General features: G+C 66.3%; 20 protein-coding genes. 11 read left to right on the top strand and 9 right to left on the bottom strand.

What is annotated here, in order from left to right; genetic code table 11:
* Nucleotides 1-7 precede the first annotated feature (7 nt).
* Complete coding sequence (locus A5781_RS16170; protein ID WP_067208122.1) at nucleotides 8-898, bottom strand: universal stress protein; 891 nt, start codon at nucleotides 896-898, stop codon at nucleotides 8-10.
* Nucleotides 899-1,198: 300 nt separating this feature from the next.
* Here A5781_RS16170 and A5781_RS16165 point away from each other — a divergent pair, with 300 nt between their 5' ends.
* Nucleotides 1,199-1,930: a class I SAM-dependent methyltransferase gene (locus A5781_RS16165; protein WP_067208119.1), complete on the top strand. Its 732-nt coding sequence runs from the start codon at nucleotides 1,199-1,201 to the stop codon at nucleotides 1,928-1,930.
* Between the two features lie 107 nt (nucleotides 1,931-2,037).
* On the opposite strand, the gene A5781_RS16160 is transcribed toward A5781_RS16165, so the two are convergent.
* Nucleotides 2,038-3,237, bottom strand: a complete 1,200-nt coding sequence (locus A5781_RS16160) for a glycosyltransferase (RefSeq protein ID WP_067208116.1) — start codon at nucleotides 3,235-3,237, stop codon at nucleotides 2,038-2,040.
* A 186-nt stretch (nucleotides 3,238-3,423) separates the two neighbouring features.
* Nucleotides 3,424-3,657 carry a hypothetical protein gene (locus A5781_RS25650; RefSeq protein WP_231990734.1) on the bottom strand — a complete coding sequence of 78 codons (234 nt, stop codon included), beginning with the start codon at nucleotides 3,655-3,657 and terminating at the stop codon, nucleotides 3,424-3,426.
* A 218-nt stretch (nucleotides 3,658-3,875) separates the two neighbouring features.
* Between A5781_RS25650 and A5781_RS16155 the strand changes: the two genes are divergently transcribed.
* A complete protein-coding gene (locus A5781_RS16155) occupies nucleotides 3,876-4,217 on the top strand; it encodes a hypothetical protein (protein WP_231990732.1) in 342 nt (113 codons plus the stop codon).
* A 48-nt stretch (nucleotides 4,218-4,265) separates the two neighbouring features.
* Here the strand turns inward: A5781_RS16155 and A5781_RS16150 are convergent, their stop codons facing one another.
* Nucleotides 4,266-4,481, bottom strand: a complete 216-nt coding sequence (locus A5781_RS16150) for a hypothetical protein (RefSeq protein WP_067208112.1) — start codon at nucleotides 4,479-4,481, stop codon at nucleotides 4,266-4,268.
* Nucleotides 4,482-4,625: 144 nt separating this feature from the next.
* Here A5781_RS16150 and A5781_RS16145 point away from each other — a divergent pair, with 144 nt between their 5' ends.
* Nucleotides 4,626-5,558 carry a DMT family transporter gene (locus A5781_RS16145; protein ID WP_067208107.1) on the top strand — a complete coding sequence of 311 codons (933 nt, stop codon included), beginning with the start codon at nucleotides 4,626-4,628 and terminating at the stop codon, nucleotides 5,556-5,558.
* A 3-nt stretch (nucleotides 5,559-5,561) separates the two neighbouring features.
* Here the strand turns inward: A5781_RS16145 and A5781_RS16140 are convergent, their stop codons facing one another.
* Nucleotides 5,562-6,425, bottom strand: coding sequence for a phytanoyl-CoA dioxygenase family protein (locus A5781_RS16140; RefSeq protein WP_067208103.1), 864 nt, complete (start codon nucleotides 6,423-6,425; stop codon nucleotides 5,562-5,564).
* Nucleotides 6,426-6,515: 90 nt separating this feature from the next.
* On the opposite strand from A5781_RS16140, the gene A5781_RS16135 reads away from it, so the two are divergent.
* The 5 genes from A5781_RS16135 to A5781_RS16115 all read left to right on the top strand — a co-directional run bounded on the left by A5781_RS16135 (nucleotide 6,516) and on the right by A5781_RS16115 (nucleotide 8,950).
* Complete coding sequence (locus A5781_RS16135; protein ID WP_067208098.1) at nucleotides 6,516-6,905, top strand: DUF732 domain-containing protein; 390 nt, start codon at nucleotides 6,516-6,518, stop codon at nucleotides 6,903-6,905.
* 90 nt (nucleotides 6,906-6,995) lie between these two features.
* Nucleotides 6,996-7,376, top strand: coding sequence for a YkvA family protein (locus A5781_RS16130; RefSeq protein ID WP_369817735.1), 381 nt, complete (start codon nucleotides 6,996-6,998; stop codon nucleotides 7,374-7,376).
* 28 nt (nucleotides 7,377-7,404) lie between these two features.
* Nucleotides 7,405-7,656: a hypothetical protein gene (locus tag A5781_RS16125; RefSeq protein ID WP_067208094.1), complete on the top strand. Its 252-nt coding sequence runs from the start codon at nucleotides 7,405-7,407 to the stop codon at nucleotides 7,654-7,656.
* 57 nt (nucleotides 7,657-7,713) lie between these two features.
* Nucleotides 7,714-8,118, top strand: coding sequence for a DUF4267 domain-containing protein (locus tag A5781_RS16120; RefSeq protein ID WP_067208091.1), 405 nt, complete (start codon nucleotides 7,714-7,716; stop codon nucleotides 8,116-8,118).
* Between the two features lie 4 nt (nucleotides 8,119-8,122).
* A complete protein-coding gene (locus tag A5781_RS16115) occupies nucleotides 8,123-8,950 on the top strand; it encodes an LLM class F420-dependent oxidoreductase (RefSeq protein ID WP_067208087.1) in 828 nt (275 codons plus the stop codon).
* 2 nt (nucleotides 8,951-8,952) lie between these two features.
* Here the strand turns inward: A5781_RS16115 and A5781_RS16110 are convergent, their stop codons facing one another.
* The 3 genes from A5781_RS16110 to A5781_RS16100 all read right to left on the bottom strand — a co-directional run bounded on the left by A5781_RS16110 (nucleotide 8,953) and on the right by A5781_RS16100 (nucleotide 11,502).
* On the bottom strand, nucleotides 8,953-10,398 hold the full coding sequence (locus tag A5781_RS16110) for a YdiU family protein (protein ID WP_197503867.1): 1,446 nt from the start codon (nucleotides 10,396-10,398) through the stop codon (nucleotides 8,953-8,955).
* Between the two features lie 39 nt (nucleotides 10,399-10,437).
* Nucleotides 10,438-11,007, bottom strand: coding sequence for a hemerythrin domain-containing protein (locus A5781_RS16105; RefSeq protein WP_067208082.1), 570 nt, complete (start codon nucleotides 11,005-11,007; stop codon nucleotides 10,438-10,440).
* A 216-nt stretch (nucleotides 11,008-11,223) separates the two neighbouring features.
* On the bottom strand, nucleotides 11,224-11,502 hold the full coding sequence (locus A5781_RS16100; RefSeq protein WP_067208079.1) for a WGxxGxxG family protein: 279 nt from the start codon (nucleotides 11,500-11,502) through the stop codon (nucleotides 11,224-11,226).
* A 318-nt stretch (nucleotides 11,503-11,820) separates the two neighbouring features.
* Here A5781_RS16100 and A5781_RS16095 point away from each other — a divergent pair, with 318 nt between their 5' ends.
* From A5781_RS16095 to A5781_RS16085, 3 genes are all read left to right on the top strand, one after another.
* Entirely contained in the window at nucleotides 11,821-12,783 is a 963-nt protein-coding gene (locus A5781_RS16095) for a hypothetical protein (RefSeq protein ID WP_067208074.1), read from the top strand.
* 239 nt (nucleotides 12,784-13,022) lie between these two features.
* Nucleotides 13,023-13,946 carry a CoA ester lyase gene (locus A5781_RS16090; protein WP_067208069.1) on the top strand — a complete coding sequence of 308 codons (924 nt, stop codon included), beginning with the start codon at nucleotides 13,023-13,025 and terminating at the stop codon, nucleotides 13,944-13,946.
* A 19-nt stretch (nucleotides 13,947-13,965) separates the two neighbouring features.
* Nucleotides 13,966-14,664 carry a DsbA family protein gene (locus tag A5781_RS16085; RefSeq protein WP_067208066.1) on the top strand — a complete coding sequence of 233 codons (699 nt, stop codon included), beginning with the start codon at nucleotides 13,966-13,968 and terminating at the stop codon, nucleotides 14,662-14,664.
* Here the strand turns inward: A5781_RS16085 and A5781_RS16080 are convergent.
* The coding region (locus tag A5781_RS16080; RefSeq protein WP_067208062.1) for an HNH endonuclease signature motif containing protein at nucleotides 14,661-15,902 on the bottom strand (1,242 nt) is incomplete at its 5' end. The two genes, A5781_RS16085 and A5781_RS16080, sit on opposite strands and share 4 nt — an antisense overlap.

The raw sequence follows: 15,902 nt of genomic DNA, 5'->3' as shown, positions 1-15,902 counted from the left end.
CCAGTGTCTATCGCGCCACGATCACTGGGACCTTGGCCCCGTTGACCACCGACGCACCGACCGAGCCCAGCACCCTGCCGGCGAGCGCGCCACGGCCGTGGCTGCCGACCACAAGCAGTTGCGCCTTTTCGGACGCCTCGAGCAGCCAGCGCACCGGCTCGCCAATCTCGACCCTGCGATGGACCCCCACGTCGGGATAGCGGTCATGCCAACCCGCCAGCCGTTCGGCCAGCACCTCTTCCTCCTCGGATAGCTGGGCGTCCCATTTGGCGTCCTGGAACACCGTTCTAGAGGTGGACGCCCGGGGATCAGCCCAGGCGTGTAAAGCCATTAGGCTCACACGCCGTCGTGACGCTTCCTCGAATGCGATCGCAGTCGCTGCTTCAGATGCCGGCGAGCCGTCGATGCCTACCAGCACTGGTGCCTGCGCCTTGCCGACCTGCGCTTGCTCGTCGGGGATCACGGCGACTGGGCAGTGGGCCTGGTAAACCAATTTCGAACTCACGGAGCCAAGCGAGCCGCGGGCCAAGGCACCGCCAGGTCCCCGATCGCCCACCACGACCATCTCCAGCTCTTTGGAGAGGGCGACCAGCGTCGGGACGGCGGATGAATAAAGCACCTTACTCCCGATCTTCACCGGACCGCGCTCACCAGCGTTCTCTTCGGCGACCTTGATCGCCGACTTGATGAGTTCGCGTGCCCGCTGCCCGCGCCATGGCCTGAAGTCCGTCCGGGCGGTGACCTGGAACCACCCCGGTAAGGGGGCGTCGACGACATGCACCAGGGCCAGTGGCGCATTCCGCAGCGCGGCATCACGGGCCGCCCACCGGACGGCGCTCAGCGCCGCTGCCGAGCCGTCGACGCCTACCAAGATCGCGCCACGTGGTGGCTCCCACATTTCAGCTCGTTTCTGATCGGCTGCGTACCCATCGGCAGGATCATCCAGAGCGGCCGCGATTGTCAGGGCCGAAGCGATGCAAGCCGAAGGACCAAAGGCACCGATGAAGCGGCTAACGCCCACTGGCGGACGCGTCGGCGCTTGAGGCCATGCACGATCGCCGCTCGCGCACAATTGCGCTCGATGTGATTCGACTGACGCTCTAAGCTTCTGATGGGGTGTGGGTCAGGATCCATACGGCGCACATTTCGAACGGCCACTACCGACCTCCCCGGAGGAGTTCATGCGCAGGAGCGCCTCATGACCGACGCCGCCTGGACCCTCTATGCCGAGCAGATGGAAAACGTCGACGGCTGGTTCTTCGAGGCCGATGTCTCGCTATTCAGCAAGCTGCTCTCACGCCAGACTGCCGAAGGCATAACGGGCGACATGCTGGAGATCGGCACTTATCAAGGCAAGTCCGCCATCCTGATGGGTTACGGCCTTCGCGATGATGAAGAACTGGTGATCTGCGATTTGTTTGACGCCGTCATGGATCACGCAGACATGTCGCTGGTCCCACGCCAGCAGTATTCGGGTCTGGACCAGAAGCAGTTCCTGGCCAACTGGGATCGTTTCCACCATCGCCGGCCAACGCTTGAAGTCTGCGAATCGTCAGAGCTCGACCTCGGAGAACGGGTGCTCCGCTTCATCCACATCGACGGTTGTCACAGCTACCAGTGCGTCGCTAACGACATCAACCTCGCCGCGACCCACACCGCTGAGCGTGGCTTGATTGCGATCGACGACTATCGAGGCGTCGAAACTCCCGGCGTGGCCGCAGCCGTCTGGCAGGCCGTCGGCAATGGCGTCTTGTTCCCCTTCGCGGCCACGTATATGAAGATCTACGCCTGCACGTCGGCCGCTGATCAGAGTTATTGGTTGGAGCGGGTCCGGGATTCGGCTGACATCTGCGCCTTCCCCGAGTTTGACTTGCCGTCGTATCGAAGCGTCTCGGCCGCGCAACTTCGTCACTCGGTCGCCGAGCACTGACAGGCGTTCCGTCGAACGAATTCATCCTGCGACGCTCGCACAGGGCGCTCGGGCGCAATGTCTAGTCATCACCCATTTCGTCGCGGTGACTGAGTGGTGGGCACCGGTTAGTCCGCGGTCAGCGGCGTTTGCCGATTTGCCAGTGGGCCGACACGGACAGCGTCTTCGAGGAGATCGGCTGCGGTGGCAGCGCTTTCCGCGGGCGTCGACATCTGGGCGGCGACCTCTTGGGTTCGCGTGATGCAGTGCGGAGTGAGGATAGACCGCAAATCCGCAACCAGCGAATGCAGGGTGGTTTCGTCGAAGCGCCGTCCGATGCCTACTTCGAGTTGATTGACCGCGGCTGCCCACATCGGTTGATCCACCGAGACGGCAAGGGCCAACGTGGGAACTCCGGCCCGGATGCCGGCGAACGTGGTGCCGGGGCCACCGTGGTGGACCACCGCGCGGCAAGAGGGAAAGACAGCCGAGTGGTTCACCGCGCTCACAACCTTTACGTGGGCGGAATCCCGGAGCTTGTTAAGGTCACTCACGCCGCTGCAAATCAACGCGCGCTCGCCGAGCTCCGCACAAGCCCCGCTGATCATCGTGATCACGTCGCCGGGAGATGCGACTCGTGCACTGCTGCCGAAGCCGAAGTAGATCGGCGGCGTTCCCGCTGCAATCCACGACGAGACCTCGTCGTCGACCTGCGTCGGCAGCTCCAGGGTCAGCCCGCCAACGAAAGGTCGTCGCAGGCCGTGTTCCGCCCATTGGGCTGCCAGCCCGGGAAAGAAGAGTTCGTCGTAGGCCTGGAGCTCCAGCGGTTGTCGCGTCGATGGTCCCATTTCCTCTGGCAGGCCCAGTGTCCGGCGCTGGACGTCTTCAGCGTCTCTGGTTATTCGTGAATGCGTACCCGGTGGGATCGGGTAGATGTGCACCGCAGCCTGCGGAATGTCATAGTATTCCGCAACATTGGCGGCCAGCCCTTGCTCGCTTGCGTCCGTCAATAGCAGGTCGGCCCCGTCGGCCAGCGACGTGAGCGCCTTACCCAGCTCCGGCCAGAGTTGAGTGAGATCCCGGAAAATTTCCCACGCCATGAGGACGGGGCTCGGCATCGTCCCGTATTTGCGTTCGAGATCGCTGTTCTGCCGGACCTGATCCGGGCCGTGTGCGACCGCGGCAAGACCCGCCGACTCGATGAAGCCGATGTAGTTCGGGGGAACCGCCATGCGTACATCGTGACCTCTACGCTGCAGTTCTCGACCGATGGCGGCGCACGGCTCGATATCACCCCGAGTCCCCAAGGTTGCCAGCACGAACCTCATCGCCGGAGCCCAATGTCCGGTGACCTGAGTGTGCAGCGCGGCCGTGAGCCCAAAAAACGCCGAATGAGAACGGCGGCAATAGGACAACGGCGGCTTTGAAGGGTTTGATGAGCCATGACCCTCATTCGTCAATCGTGGTCGGCGGGCGAGTCCGTTGAGTGTGGGTGCTCCCTGATGCTAGGCAGCTTAATCGTGCCTGCGGCGACTCAGTCGCCACGCAGGCTGGGCGAACTGCTCGCTGGCGGCGCCGTCGACCCGGCATCCCGAATCATTTTGCCCTGGCAGGAGATTGGTGACAGGAACGTTGATCATGTGCCGCGCTTGCCCGCTCGTAGACATTAATGATCTCGGCGCCCTCGCGAGTTGATCGTCGACATAGCAGAAAGAGCGGGTCTGGCTGCCGTCCCCGAAGACGGTGATCGGTTCCCCCGCAGCGCCTGGACGATGAACGAGGCGCTGACGACGGCGTCAGGACCGAACGGGTACCTGATAGAACGCCGGGTTGGATTGGCGGTGACCGTAGGGCGAGAACCTGACATCTCGAACGGTGGACGATGTCGAGGCCCTACCATTGGTAGCCGGGGTCATAGCTTGTCGACCTCCAGATCATCGAGGCGCCGAGTCGAGGAGAAGTTCCCGTGCAACAGTCGCTCTCACTATCGGTCACGAGAAAGCTGCTTCTCGCCCTGACATTCGTCATCGCGCTGATCGCTCCAGCTTCGATGCCGGGCACGTTTGCCACGGCCCACGCTGACCCGATCGGCTTCATGCCGGACTGGCCCAACTACGAGATGCAGACCGAACAGACCATGTGCAACGCCATGGCGCAGGGCTGGTCGCGCGCGCAGATCGTTGGCGCGATGCAACAGGCGAACAACCAGGCGATGACCGGGCTGAACCCGGATCAAGCCGCCAAGCGGGCCAACATGTGGGTGGACCTGGGTCGAATCAAGTACTGCCCTGGCGCAGTCGCCAGCTGACCCCTAGGTATTGGTCCAGCGGTCGAACGCGGCCTCCATGTCGGACCCCTAGCAGAGGGCGGCGGAAAACCACCCGCCGGCCACCAGGGCGATGACGAGCGCGGCGGTGGTGTGCCCCGTCGACGCGGCGACGATGATGCCTGTGATCGCAGCGATGAGGGCCATGACCACGAACACGGCCAGCAGTATCCGGTGCGAATGGATCGCTCCGCTGGGACGCGGTGCGACTACAACGTGCTTGCTCGGGCCATGGGCTGCGGCCATTAAAGCTCCTACCAAGTTGTGACCTGGAACACACCGCCAGCATAAATGTGCGGTGAGTCACAAACAAACTAGCGCGCTGCGCCGCTGCGCGCGTTCGCGCCGAGCCCAGTTAGCCGCGCGGACGTCCGGGGTATCCGCACGGGCATGGGGTGGGGGGAATCGCACGCGGTCGCGATCTTTTCGGCATTGCTTTCGGCGTTCTGGGCCGCGGTGGGCATTGTTGTTAGGCAGCGAGCCGCCCAGGACGTTCCGGCCGATGAGGGCATGTCGGGAACGATGGTGACGACCCTGGCGGCGCGACCGCTGTGGTGGGCGGGCACCGTCGCCGCCGTCGCCGGCTACGTGTTTCAGGCCGTGGCGCTGGCGCACGGATCCCTGCTGCTCATCCAGCCGCTGCTGGTCTCGTCGCTGTTGTTCGCGTTGCCCTTGAGCGCGCGGCTCTGCCACCAGCGCATAAGTGCGGTCCAGTGGGGCTGGGCGACGCTGTTGACGGGCGCGCTGACGGTTTTCGTGCTCGTCGGCCAGCCGCGCGAAGGCCATGTCCGCCCTGCGGTCCCGGCGTGGACACTGGCGTTGTTGGTGACGGTGCCGTTGCTGGTGGTGTGCCTGACGGCAGCCGGCCGCGCCGCGGGTCGCGTGCGCGCCATGCTGCTGGGCGTGGCCGTGGCGGTCCTGCTCGGCATGATCGCCATCCTGACGAAGATCTGCACGCACCGCTACGCCGTCGGCGGCTGGCACGCGCTCCTCACCGTCCCCGCTCCGTACGTCTTGGTCGCCCTGGCGGTCGCGGTAACGGTGGTGCAGAACTCGGCCTTTCATGCCGGCGCGTTGCAGGCATCGGTCCCGATCATGTTGGTCGGCGAGCCGGTCGTCGCGGTCGTGCTCGGCGTTGGGGTGCTAGGTGAACACCTGGCGGTGGGCCGCTCGACGGCGCTGGCGCTGGCAGTCGCCGTCTGGGGCATGGTGGCCGCCGCCATCGCGCTGAGCCGCAGCCAGGCGATCGAAGTGGGCGGCCCGCCACAGCCCACGCCCGTCGACGCCGCGCGGTTGGCGGGTGTCAGCGGAAGACGAAACTAAGACCTACGAATCCCGCGCGGCTTCCAACAGCCGGAGCGGGTGCAGACCGTCGACCGCGCCGACGAACGGCGGGTGGATGCTGTAGCCGAGCATTCGGCGAAGGTCGTCGGAGACCGAGCGGGCGATGTCGCGCGATATCGACAGTGTGAAGGCTTCCATCGGTCGCAGCCACGGTTGGCAGTACTGGGCGGTGACGGCAAGGCGGTCGTGGCCGGTGTTGTTGGCGCCCCCGCCGTGCCACAGGGTGCCCACGAAGAAGACGCACGAGCCGGCGGGCATGACGACCGGCATGGCCTGATCGTCGGGACCCGGCCGGCGCTTGCCCCAGCGGTGGCTGCCGGGGTAGAGGACCGTGGCCCCGTTGTCCGCGGTGAAGTCGTCGATGGCCCAGATCGTCGCCGCCGCCAAGGGTTCTCGCGGACGCGGGACCGGGTAGAACCCGTCGTCGTGGTGAGCCAGCTGGGCGGCCTCCCCGGGCTGAATGTTGATGGCCTGCAACGCCGAAAGCAGGTAGTTGGGCATCAGCAGCCGATCAAGCACCGCCAATACCCGGGGATCGGCGACGATCTCGTCGCATACCCGCGTCCGGCTCAGCAGGCTGTAGATGCGCTGGGTGTGCCGCCCCTCGAACGAGTTGCGCCCGGTGTGCCCCAGCCATGGCCGCACGACCTCGCGGATCTGCTGGCACTGCTCCGGTGTGAGCAGGTCCTTCCAAATGACGTAGCCGTCGCGGTCGAGGGCCGCCATGTCGGCGTCGACGATCGCGTTGTCGACAGAGCTTCCACCGCTCGCCGTCCGCTTGTACCGCTGCGCCAGATCGCCCCTGAGGTCTTCCAGCGTCGTGACGGATTCGTCGTCGATGTTCATAGGCACTCGTCCTTCATCCCGCCAACCACACTAAGCGGAGTTCGCGCGGGCCGACAGGACAATTCGCGCCATCTCTACAAGGATGAAGCGGTGCGGAAGCTTCTCGTGCTTGCGAGCTTCGCCGCCGCCATCGGCGCGGCCACGCCCGCGCAGGCTGACCCGGCCAGCAACCCCGATGCGAACTTCTTGACGGCGCTCGATCAGGCCGGCGTTCCCTACAAGAACGGCGCCGTCGCCATTCAGGTCGGCAAGAAGGCCTGCGAGCTGATGGACCAGGGTCACTCCAAAGCCGCGGTCATCCAGAGCGTGACGTCGGAGAATGCCGGCTTCACGGTGGCGGACGCGACCCACTTCACCACAAGCGCGGTGAATGCCTACTGCCCCCAACACATCGGAGAACCGACCACGGAGCCACCGCAGCCTCCGCCCGGTATCTGGACCATTCCCTGGATTCCGTTCCCGCCGCCGGGGGCCGCGTAGAAAACCTGCCGGCGCTGGCATCCCTGGGCCCGACCGACCAAGATGAACACGATGTGGCCTGACTGGTGGATGGTTGCGTTAGGCATCCTGGTGGCGTTCGTGGTGATCTGGCTGATCCTCGCTGTCACCTTCTGGCTGATGCGACCCGAGGCCAAAATGCAGGACCTGGTGCGCCTCCTGCCCGACGTGCTCCGGCTGCTGAAACGCCTCGCCGCCGATACCGAACTGCCGCGGCGGATCCGGATTGCATTGGTGGCACTGATCGCCTTTGTCGTGTCGCCCATCGACCTGATCCCCGACGCCATCCCGGTCATCGGATTCGCCGACGACGTGATCATCGTTGGTCTGGTGCTGCGCTGGATCAGCCGCACAGCGGGGCCCGGCGCGCTTGCCCAGCACTGGCCCGGCACGCCCGACGGCCTCGCCACCCTGTGCAAGCTGTGCGGGCTGACCGACCCCGCGCTGGACTGACCCGGTCGGAACCTAGGAGCGTGCGGTGATGGACGTAGTTCGGCGCACGATGCGCTATCAAGTCAGGGTCGGCGCACTGATCGAACTGGCGTTGTGGCTGGCGATCCCGTACTTGTGTATCGGGTTCGTGTGGACCCTTTTTCACGCCGAAGAGGCTCGACTGATCCAGACTCGGGTGGAGGCCGTGTTCCCGACCGGAGCCGACGCCGTGGCCTTCGGCCTGACCACGGCATTGTGGCCGGCCTCCATACCAATCGCCCACGCGTGCCCCGCGCCGTGACGGGCTCTTGGGGCGAAGCCGTGCGCGGGAGCGCGGTTTGCTCCTAGGCTGCCGAGCATGTCAATCGACCGAGCGGCACTTCTCGCGGGCAGCATCCGACTCACCTCCGGCGTCTGGTTCCTCGTCGACCCCTTGACCGCGAACCGGTTCTGGGGAGATCCCGGCGAGCCGGCGCCGACGGCCCGACTGTTGTTGCGGTCCATGGGATATCGCGACGCATTGATCGGTGGCATGCTCGCGACGGCGGCGTTGCGCGGCAAGAACACCCGCGGCTGGTTCCTGGCATCCGGCGGTGCCGACGCGGCCGACCTGCTCGGCGGCATCAGCGTCCATGACGAGCTGAAGCCCTCGCAACGAATCATCGGCTTGGGCGGCGCCGTCATCGGCATCGGTGTGGGGCTCTGGGGCGCGGCCCGATCGCAGTCAGGCGGTCGCCGGAACGAGCCCGATGCGGTTGACTGAGACCATGGGCGTAGGCGTACTGACATTCGTAACCGATGAGGGCATTGGCCCGATGGAGCTGGGGCAGGCGCTCGAGCAGCGTGGATTCGAGTCGTTGTTCCTCGCCGAGCACACGCACATCCCGGCGGGCGACGTAACCCCCTACCCGGCCGGCGGTCCCATCCCGCCGAAGTACTACCGCACCCTGGATCCGTTTGTGGCGTTGACCGCCGCGGCCGCCGTCACCGACCGGCTGGTCCTGGGCACCGGTATCGCGCTGGTGCCCCAGCGCGATCCGATTCACACGGCCAAAGAAGTGGCGTCGCTGGATCTGGTGTCGCGAGGACGATTCAGGTTCGGTGTCGGTGTGGGCTGGCTGCGCGAAGAGATCGCCAACCACGGCGTCGATCCCGGGGTCCGAGGACGAGTGGTTGACGAACGACTGGACGCGATGGTCGAGATCTGGACGCACGAAACAGCCGAATTTCACGGCGAATTCGTAAACTTCGGCCCCATCTACAGTTGGCCCAAGCCGATGCAGAAGCCCTATCCGCCGCTGTACTTCGGCGGCGGACCGGCCGGCTTCAAACGCATCGCCAGGCTGCGTGCCGGCTGGCTGTCGATGACACCGTCGGCGCAGGCCTTGGCGCCGCAATTGGAGCAACTGCGCGACATGGCCGGTCAGGACGTGCCGGTGATCAGCTTTCACGGTGGCGCGCCGACGGCAGAAGAGCTTGAGGGCTACCGCGCTCTCGGGTTGCAGCACCTGCTGGTGGAACTGCCCACCGAGCCTCGCGACGAAACCCTTCGCCGTCTCGATGAGCTGCAGGCTGAATTCGCGAAGCTCACGTAAAGCTAAGTACCGCAGAACGTTTGGTACTTACCGAAGTCCTCGGGCGCCGGATTGGCGTAACGTTCCAGGCCCGCTCGCTGGTCATAGGGCGCGGTGACCGCGGCGAGCAGCCGGTCGAGCGGTTGGAGATCGCCCGCCGTGGCGGCTGCCAGAGCTTCCTCGACCAGATGGTTGCGCGGAATGTAGATCGGGTTGGCCCGATCCATGGCGTCGGCGTCGGGCCGCAGGGTTTGCCACCGCGACAGCCACGCGTCGAACCCGGCGAGGTCGATGAACAAGCCGCGCGCGGGTTCGGCATCGCCTCGCGCCGCGCGGCCGAGGTAGCGGAAAAACGAGGTGTAGTCGACGTGGCTGTCCTTGAGCAAGGCGAGTAACTCGTCGCAAAGTGCCTTCAGCTCTTTGGCGTCGACGTCCGCGGGCCAACCCAATTTGGCGCGCATTCCGGACGACCACACGGCGTCGTACTCGCGCTGGAAGACCCCGAACGAATTCTCCGCGAGCGCGACCCCCTCGTCGGGATCGTCGGACAGCAGCGGAAGCAGCGTCTCGGCGAAACGGGCGAGGTTCCAGCCGGCGACGAGGGGTTGGTTGCCGTACGCGTAGCGCCCCCAGGAGTCGATCGAGCTGAAGACGGTGTCGGGGTCGTAGGCCTCCATGAAGGCGCACGGTCCGTAGTCGATCGTCTCGCCGGAGATCGTCATGTTGTCGGTGTTCATCACCCCGTGGACGAATCCGATCAGCATCCAGTGCGCGATGAGCGACGCCTGCACGGCGACCACCCCTTCGAACAACGCGAGGTAGGGACGTTCGGCGTCGGCGGCGCCGGGGTGGTGGCGGGCGATCGCATGGTCGGCGAGGCGGCGCAGCAGGCCGGCGTCGCCGGTGGACGCGGCGAACTGGAAGCTGCCGACCCGTAGGTGGCTGCTGGCCACGCGGGCCAGCACGGCCCCGGGCAGCTCCGCCTCACGCAGCACCGGGCGGCCGGTACCCACGACGGCCAACGATCGCGTCGTCGGCACCCCGAGCGCATGCATCGCCTCGCTGACGATGTACTCGCGCAGCATGGGCCCGACGGCCGCCAGGCCGTCCCCGCCGCGGGCGAACGGCGTCGGCCCCGAGCCTTTCAGGTGAATGTCGCGCAGCCGCCCGTCGTCGCCGACGAGCTCCCCGAGCAGCAGTGCGCGTCCGTCGCCAAGCCGGGGGACGAAGCCGCCGAACTGATGCCCTGAATAGGCCTGGGCTACTGGGACGGCGGTGCTGGGGACCAAGTTGCCCACCAGGAAGCGCATCCCATCGGGACTTCGCAGCCAGCCGGAGTCCAGGCCGAGTTTGGCGGCAAGCCGCTCGTTGAGGGCAAGCAGCCGCAAGTCGGCGGGCGCCTCAGCTTTCCAGCGGACGGCCATCTCCGGCAGTTCGCGGAAGAACCGGTCCTGTAGGGCAACGGTCATATCCGGGGCGACACTCACCTCGACGAGCCTACGGAAGTCCTACGAGCCCAGGGCCTGCCCGATGAGGTCGCGGGCGCGATCGAGCATCGACGCGAACGGTCCCAGAGCGAAGTTCAGCTTGGCCGATTCCACGCCGGGATGCGGGTGGGTGGGCGCGATGGCCTCGGCCGCCCGCACCGCCGCACCCATCCGCCTGAGGGCGGCGTCGTCGACCTCGCGTTGCAGCACGGGGAACTCTTCGCTCTCCTCCTGCTTGGCGTGGTCGAGCACGGCTTCCCGGAGCTTGGTGAGCTCGTCGATGAATTCCTTCGAGGTGACGTCGAGCTTCTCGATGCGCGACAGCAGCTCCTTGGCGTCGTGCTCCTCCTTGAGCCGGGCGTCGACGATCGCATCACCGGCGTCGGCCTCGCGGCGCACGCGCGGGTGCACCACCATTTCTTCGGCTGTCTCGTGGACGGCCAACAGCTGACGCAGCGTCGAGAACGGCTTCTCACGCGCCTGCGGATCTGACGCGTGCAGAACCTCGTCGAACATGTCCTCGATGAGGTTGTGCTGCGCTTTCAAAAATGCGACGACTTCGTCGGGCGATTGGACAATCATGTCGGCCATCGCCGTACCTCACTGTTCTGTCGGGGAATTGGGACTCGCACTATGGGCTGTGTGCGGCTTGACGAGGCATACCCGCTGTACAAGCCCCTAAACGAGGCCTCCGGGCGCGGGTGGCCCAGAGAATCGTTTGAAGCACAAGCATTTCTCTGTTCGGGCGCCGAGTCAGATCCCCGCCAAGCGCGGCGCCTGACGGGGATCTGAAGCCGAGCGAAGGAACTAGACGCGACGGTCGCCGGCGGCGGCTGGTCCGACTCCGGTGCCGGTGACGGCGTCCTTGCGGCGCTTCAGTCCGGCGAGTCCGCCCAAGCCGAGGAGGCCGAGCAGGCCCCACAGCCCGGTCTTGTCGTTGTGTTGGCCGTTGTTGTTGTCGTTGTCCGCCAACGTCGTTGTGGTGGACGACGGCGCGGCAGTGGTTGGACCGGCGGCATTGGCGACGCCTGCCCCACCGAACAACAGCGCCCCGGTGGCCGAAACGATTGCAATGGTCCTACGCATGTGTACTCCTAGCGGGTTTGCCTCGGTCGTAGCCCTCAAGGGTGCCGAGACGCATTTGAAGGACCAGGGTGCTCTAGTCCTCGCGGAAAGCGACGCTCCACCGAAGCGGCGGCGTGGCAAGGCATAGATACCCCTGGGGGCAGGCGTGAAACTTTCGCAGGGGCATCGACTTGTTTGCTCCGCCGGGATTCCCTCCCCGTAAAAGCGATCTGGATCACATGGCGGAGGGCGATGTTATCTGCCGGCGCCCGAATGGGTAGCCGCAACAGAGGCGCTTTCGTGCCGATCCAAATAATCAACGCAGGAGGCGAATTTTCGATGACTTCATCGGACAAGACGACGGTGCTGGCGCAGTTGCGTGCGCTCCACCAGCTGACCAACACGGAGATCCAGGTCGCCGAAACCCGCATCGCACAAGCGCGTACCGAGGCGGTCGAGCGCGAGCTGACGCAGAACGCGTCGAACGCGCGCGAGCGATCCGAGGCCATAGAGAAGGCGATTCGTGAGCTCGGCGGTGTCCCGGACATCCTCGGCCCCTTCCTGGGCCGCGCCGCCGCGGCGGTCAAGGCCCTGACCGAACAGGCCCAGCCGTTCGACGAGGCGCTTCTGGGCGACCTGGCGCTGGAGGACCAGTTGCTGGACCGCGCCCGCTACCTCAAAGCCCTGGCCGTCGCGGCCGAGCTTCCCGAAATCGAGAGCCTGGCGACGCGGTTGATCACGGCGCATTCGGCGACCGTCGATTGGCTGACGACCGTGCTTGCCGAGGATGCGCTGGGCGGCCCCGCCGCGTTGCGCCGGACACCGCTGCAGGCGGCGGCCGGTACCGCGGTGAAATTGGTGAACCTGCCGGTCGAGTGGTCGGTCCGGGGTGTGGACAGGGCCGCGGACGCGCTGCGCTCGGCCCGGCCGACCTTCAACGAGCTGGTGAGCCGGGGCGCGTACGCCGGTGACGTGGCGACCCGCGCGCTCGCGGCGTCGCGGAACGCCGCTCTCGAGGCGGCCGAGAAGGTCACCCGCAGCGAGGGGGCCCGGCAGACCGCCGACGCTCTGCACGCGGCACGCGCCGCAGTGGGGGTGCTCGACGCCGACGAGCTGCCCATCGCCAACTACGACGAGCTCAACGTCAGCGAGGCCGTCGCCGAGGTTAAGGATCTCGCCAACCCGAGCGACGTGCGCGCGATCATCGCCTACGAAGAGGCGAACAAGAACCGCCAGCGGGTGGTGTCGGCCGCACAGACGCGTGTAGCCGCGATCGCGCAAGAGGTCGTCGGCATCAACTAGCCGATCAGGCGAATTCATAGGTAAGGCCGCCCGGGCGGGGATTCTCACCGCCCGGGCGGCTTTGGCCATTGGTCCCGCCAGGGCTATGCGTCTCGCGCTGCCGGGTGCGATCGGCCCGCCGCTCGTCCCGAGCGTCTTGGCTTTCTCGGGGCATGCCCAACCGCACGTTTGGGGATATCGCTACGGTTAAGGCACTAACCCCACGTTGGCGATTACGAAAGACGGCTGATCAGCTAAAAATGTACGACCAGGTCAATAGCAGCGCGACGGAGCCCGACGACGTCATCGGCTACCGCATCGATCCCGTGCTGGCCCGGAGTTGGCTGCTGGTGAACGGTGCGCACGCCGACCGGTTCCAGTCCGCGGTGCACTCCCGGGCCGACATCGTCGTCCTCGACATCGAGGACGCCGTCGCGCCGAAAGACAAGCACACCGCCCGCGACAACGTCGTGAGTTGGCTGGGTGCCGGCAACACCGACTGGGTCCGCATCAATGGCTTCGGCACCCCTTGGTGGGCGGACGACCTCGCCGCGCTGGCCGGCACACCGGTCGGCGGGGTGATGCTGGCGATGGTCGAATCGGTGGACCACGTCACCGAGACCGCGCAACGGCTGCCGAGCGTGCCGATCGTGGCGCTGGTGGAAACCGCGCGCGGCCTGGAACGCATCACCGAAATAGCCGCGGCGAAGGGCACCTTCCGGCTCGCCTTCGGCATCGGCGATTTCCGCCGCGATACCGGCTTCGGGGAAGACGCAAGCACGCTGGCGTACGCCCGGTCGCGCTTCACCATCGCCGCCAAGGCGGCCAGCCTGCCCAGCGCGATCGACGGACCCACGATCGGCTCCAACGCTTTGAAACTCATCGAAGCCACCGCCGTCTCCGTGGAGTTCGGGATGACGGGCAAAATCTGCCTGACCCCGGACCAATGCGGCGTGGTGAACGAGGGCCTGTCGCCGTCGCAGGACGAAATTTCTTGGGCCAAGGAGTTTTTCGCCGAATTCGAACGCGACGGGGGAGAGATCCGCAACGGCTCCGACCTGCCGCGGATTGCCAGGGCCACCAAGATCCTCGAGCTGGCTCGCGCCTACGACATAGAATCGTCGGACTTCGACGACGAAGAACGGGATCATTCCCCCGCGCCGTCGGACACCTATCACTACTGAGCGGCGGAACGGGTCCGAGATGAGCATTGTGGTGGATTTTCATTTCGACCCGATGTGCCCATTCGCTTACCAGACCTCGTTGTGGATCCGCGACGTTCGCGAGCAACTGGGCATCACCGTCGACTGGCGATTCTTCAGCCTCGAGGAGGTCAACCGGTCAGAGGGCCAGAAGCACCCGTGGGAGCGGGAGTGGTCGTATGGATGGTCTTTGATGCGCATCGGCGCGCTACTGCGACGAACGGATATGTCGCTGCTGGATCGCTGGTACGCCGCCATCGGACATGAACTGCATACGCTCGGCGGCAAGCCGCACGATCCCGCGGTTGCCCGACGCTTGCTGAGCGACATCGGCGTCGAGGCGTCGGTTTTCGATGCGGCGCTGAGCGATCCGACAACTCACGACGAGATACACCGCGACCATCAACGGGTGATCGATGCCGGCGGCTACGGGGTGCCGACGCTGTTTCTGTTGGGACAGTGCCTGTTTGGTCCGGTGCTGGTGGATCCGCCGACCGGGCCAAAGGCCCTGACGCTGTGGAATGTCGTCAGCGGCATGGCCGAGTTGCGCCACGTGTACGAGCTGCAGCGGCCCAAGTCCGCGGCCGATGTCGAGCTGATCGGTCGAAGTCTGCGTCCCTACCTGGACGGACGCGATTGGGTCAGCATCAATCGCGGTGAAGTCATCGACGTCTCGCGGTTCACCGACCAAGGGACCTAGGCCGCATGTCGCGCGAGTGACACCCCGATGCGGATTTCCACCTTGCTGACCGTGATCGCGGGGGCGCGCGGTGGGGCCATCGAGCGGTAGCTCTTGCCGGTCGGCGTCGTGAATAGTGCTCTATGGGTGTGGTTTTCGTCGATCACGGTGCTGACCCGCCAACCCGCGGCTTCCTTGGTGTAGTTGCAGCTTTCGCACAGACCCAGACCGTTGTCCGCGGTGGTCGGGCCGCCGTCGGCCCACGGCTGTGCGTGGTCGCGGTGCCTGATCGGCGCGTCGCAATACGGCGTGCGGCAACGCTGATCGCGTAACCCGATGAATTCGGCCAGCCCACGAGGAAAGATGCGTGCCCGCGACTCCATCGCCACCAGCGCCCCGGCCCGGGGATGCGCATAAAGCCTGCGCAGCGTCGCGCGCGAGCGTCGGTCGGTGACAGCCCTGCTGATCATCGAGCGCGCGACCGCGGCGGGGATGGGACCGTAGCCGGAGATGTCGGCCGGCGCATCGTCACCCCCGAGCAGCGTCTCGTCCGATAGCACCAAGTTGACCGCGATCGGAGTGGGGACCGTGGCGCTGCGGCCGGTGACCCTCTCGACCAAGGTGTCGGCCATCACCTGTCCGCGTGAGCGCCCGTCGCCGCGCGTATCCGCTTCGCGCCGCAGCGCTGCGCACACCGAAACACCTTGAGCCACAGGGAGTAACGCGGTGAGATAGGTCATGGTATCGGGCGCCGGCCGAATGGTGACCGTGCGTTCCTGCTCGGCCTTTGCCGCCCGCTCGACAACGGCGTGTGGATCCAACCGGTAGGCAACCGCTTTCGCGGCCGCGGCCACTCGCGCGTCGCCCATGCCGGCCAGGCTCGCCGGGTCGGCGCACAGTTCCGCGTCCAACGCGCGGCGGTCCTCGATGTCCAGGCAGGCGCTCTCTCGCACGATCAGCGTCGCGCGCCACTCCGAGAGCGCCCCGCGTTCCAGCGCCGCCAGCGTGTGCGGCATCTCGTGCACGAGGGCCGTGGCGAAGCCGAGATGCCGGCCCCCCCGCGCGGGGGAGTCGCGTCGCGCCAGCGCGACCTCGCCGGCCACGCCGCGTCCGCGCCGCGCGGCCGGCACTCCGGCGGCCGCCTCGGAGGCGCGACGAGCCGCGTCCAGCGCGGCAGCCGCCCGGGCCTGGCCCGCGGCGGCCGCGCTCTTGACCGTCTCCAGCTCTGCGATGCGCTCTATCAGCGCCGATTCGTCGGC

Origin of the sequence: Mycobacterium sp. 852002-30065_SCH5024008 (assembly GCF_001665645.1) — a bacterium.
GTDB lineage: Bacteria > Actinomycetota > Actinomycetes > Mycobacteriales > Mycobacteriaceae > Mycobacterium > Mycobacterium paraffinicum.
Note: the sequence above shows the minus strand (reverse complement) of the source record. Positions and strands in the feature narration are given on the sequence as shown.

Excerpts from the sequence above, each read along its gene's own strand:
- A5781_RS16165 (WP_067208119.1), top strand. The coding sequence starts at position 1,199 with ATGACCGACGCCGCCTGGACCCTCTATGCCGAGCAGATGGAAAACGTC.
- A5781_RS16110 (WP_197503867.1), bottom strand. The coding sequence starts at position 10,398 with ATGACCGTTGCCCTACAGGACCGGTTCTTCCGCGAACTGCCGGAGATG.
- A5781_RS16140 (WP_067208103.1), bottom strand. The coding sequence starts at position 6,425 with ATGAACATCGACGACGAATCCGTCACGACGCTGGAAGACCTCAGGGGC.
- A5781_RS16105 (WP_067208082.1), bottom strand. The coding sequence starts at position 11,007 with ATGGCCGACATGATTGTCCAATCGCCCGACGAAGTCGTCGCATTTTTG.
- A5781_RS16150 (WP_067208112.1), bottom strand. The coding sequence starts at position 4,481 with ATGGCCGCAGCCCATGGCCCGAGCAAGCACGTTGTAGTCGCACCGCGT.
- A5781_RS16160 (WP_067208116.1), bottom strand. The coding sequence starts at position 3,237 with ATGAGGTTCGTGCTGGCAACCTTGGGGACTCGGGGTGATATCGAGCCG.
- A5781_RS16090 (WP_067208069.1), top strand. The coding sequence starts at position 13,023 with ATGTACGACCAGGTCAATAGCAGCGCGACGGAGCCCGACGACGTCATC.
- A5781_RS16115 (WP_067208087.1), top strand. The coding sequence starts at position 8,123 with ATGGGCGTAGGCGTACTGACATTCGTAACCGATGAGGGCATTGGCCCG.
- A5781_RS16170 (WP_067208122.1), bottom strand. The coding sequence starts at position 898 with ATGTGGGAGCCACCACGTGGCGCGATCTTGGTAGGCGTCGACGGCTCG.
- A5781_RS16125 (WP_067208094.1), top strand. The coding sequence starts at position 7,405 with ATGGACGTAGTTCGGCGCACGATGCGCTATCAAGTCAGGGTCGGCGCA.
- A5781_RS16120 (WP_067208091.1), top strand. The coding sequence starts at position 7,714 with ATGTCAATCGACCGAGCGGCACTTCTCGCGGGCAGCATCCGACTCACC.
- A5781_RS16085 (WP_067208066.1), top strand. The coding sequence starts at position 13,966 with ATGAGCATTGTGGTGGATTTTCATTTCGACCCGATGTGCCCATTCGCT.
- A5781_RS16095 (WP_067208074.1), top strand. The coding sequence starts at position 11,821 with ATGACTTCATCGGACAAGACGACGGTGCTGGCGCAGTTGCGTGCGCTC.
- A5781_RS16100 (WP_067208079.1), bottom strand. The coding sequence starts at position 11,502 with ATGCGTAGGACCATTGCAATCGTTTCGGCCACCGGGGCGCTGTTGTTC.
- A5781_RS16145 (WP_067208107.1), top strand. The coding sequence starts at position 4,626 with ATGGGGTGGGGGGAATCGCACGCGGTCGCGATCTTTTCGGCATTGCTT.